At 66.5% G+C, this 1,628-nt stretch carries 1 protein-coding gene and 1 pseudogene; both read right to left on the reverse strand.

Annotation, left to right across the window (positions count from 1 at the left end; translation table 11 throughout):
• Window positions 1–69: 69 nt before the first annotated feature.
• Complete coding sequence (locus ACVCAH_RS37805; RefSeq protein WP_447140998.1) at window positions 70–948, reverse strand: Na+/H+ antiporter NhaA; 879 nt, start codon at window positions 946–948, stop codon at window positions 70–72.
• Between the two features lie 391 nt (window positions 949–1,339).
• Window positions 1,340–1,628 (reverse strand): annotated as a pseudogene (locus tag ACVCAH_RS37810) (hypothetical protein); the annotation flags it as partial.

The following is a 1,628-nucleotide window of genomic DNA, read 5'->3' on the forward strand; positions in this document are numbered from 1 at the left end:
CGTGCGATGCACAACCCGTAGTGCGGCAGGGTCCCGACGGCGAGGCACAAACCACAGCCAACACCACCCCTACGACACTTTCCCAACCCGGCCCAACCCGGCGAACGTTAGTGGCCACCGCACTAGCCGGGCTTGCGGGTGCACGTCTGACAGAGGCAGGTGACGCCACACGAAACGCAGGTCGGCGTGGCCCAGCAACTCCCGGACGACTGGCTCGGCCTTTCCGCAGTACGGGCACTGGAAGTCGCCGTACTGCACCAGCGTTACCGACGCACCGGCTGGGCCGCGGACGTCGTCGTGCTTCTCGTCGACCTCTGGGATGAGGTCGATCAGCTCCGTCATGTCGCCGAAGAGCGCCCGGGTGCGCTTGTCCTTGGGCAGCATGTTGGTGACGCGGAACGCGGTCCAGGTCAGCGCTGAGGATACGATCGCGGCGCTGAGCACCCCGACTTTGGCCTCGGCAAGTTGGTCGCCGGTGAGGGCCAGGCTGGCGATCAGCAGCGACACCGTGAGGCTGACGCCGGCGATCGTGCCGCTGCCGAGCACGCCCGCCCAGCCCACGGCCGGACGGATGCGGCCGTGTGAGATCCAGGTGAGCCCGGCCGAGGTGCCGATCACGGCGAGCGGCTTGCCGACGACATACCCGAGCAGCACGCCCCAGGTGACAGGCGACGCGAACGCCTGGGCCAGGAACGGACCGTCGATGCTGATGCCAGCGTTGGCCAGGCCGAACAGCGGCACGATGACGTAGCTGGACCAAGGGTGGTAGATGCGCTGAAGGCGGTCGTTGGGCGATAGCGTATTCGCGAGGCCGATCGAAGCCGTACGCGCGAGCCTGGGCGTCGGCTGCTCACGGAACGACCGGAACAGCCCGCTGACCTGCTCGAGCTCAGCTCGGCCGGGAGAGTAGGCGAACGCGGTCAGCCCGATGGCCAGTCCGGCCACCACCGGGTCGACTCCGCTGGGCGACCGCGCACATGATCGACGCGATGGTGAACCCGGCGATACCCACGAGGAAGATTCGCCTGCGGCCGTAGCGGTCGCCGAGCGCGCCGGCCAGCAGGACCAGCGCGGCGAGGTCGCGACCTGGATCAGCTCGCTGTCGCAGTTCCGCGCATCAACGTCGAGCTCGGAATGTCCATCGAGCCAACCGAACCGACTCTGTTCTGAGCTGCCGGCACGAGTCCCGGCCATCCGGCAGGACCAGGACCCGCGCTGCATGCAAGGCGTCGCATCGCGTTCTAGCTGTCGCGGTCGACGAAAACACTGTCGCCGCCTGGGGCGGAACGACAACCGCTTGCTGCTCGGCCATGATCGCCGAGCGGCAAGCGGCCTGATTTCAGCGCGGCCCGACGAACTCGGTCCTCACGCTCCATGCGAACTGAATCAGCAGGGTCACCGGGGACTTCTCGGCAATGTCATGCATCACCTTCAAGTCGTCGGGGTCAGGTTCTTCGCTCAGCGTGATGGTGCGCTGCAGGTAACGCTCTGCGCCTTCCTGCTCGGGTTCGTGGTAGTCGATCTCGACGGTGATGTCACCGGCGGTGTCGTACTTAGGGCGCGTCTCATTTGGATGATCGTTTAGCTCGGGCATGATCTGCTTCCGTGGACGAGGCCATGATCCGTAC

The sequence above is a fragment of the Micromonospora sp. LZ34 genome (assembly GCF_052981855.1).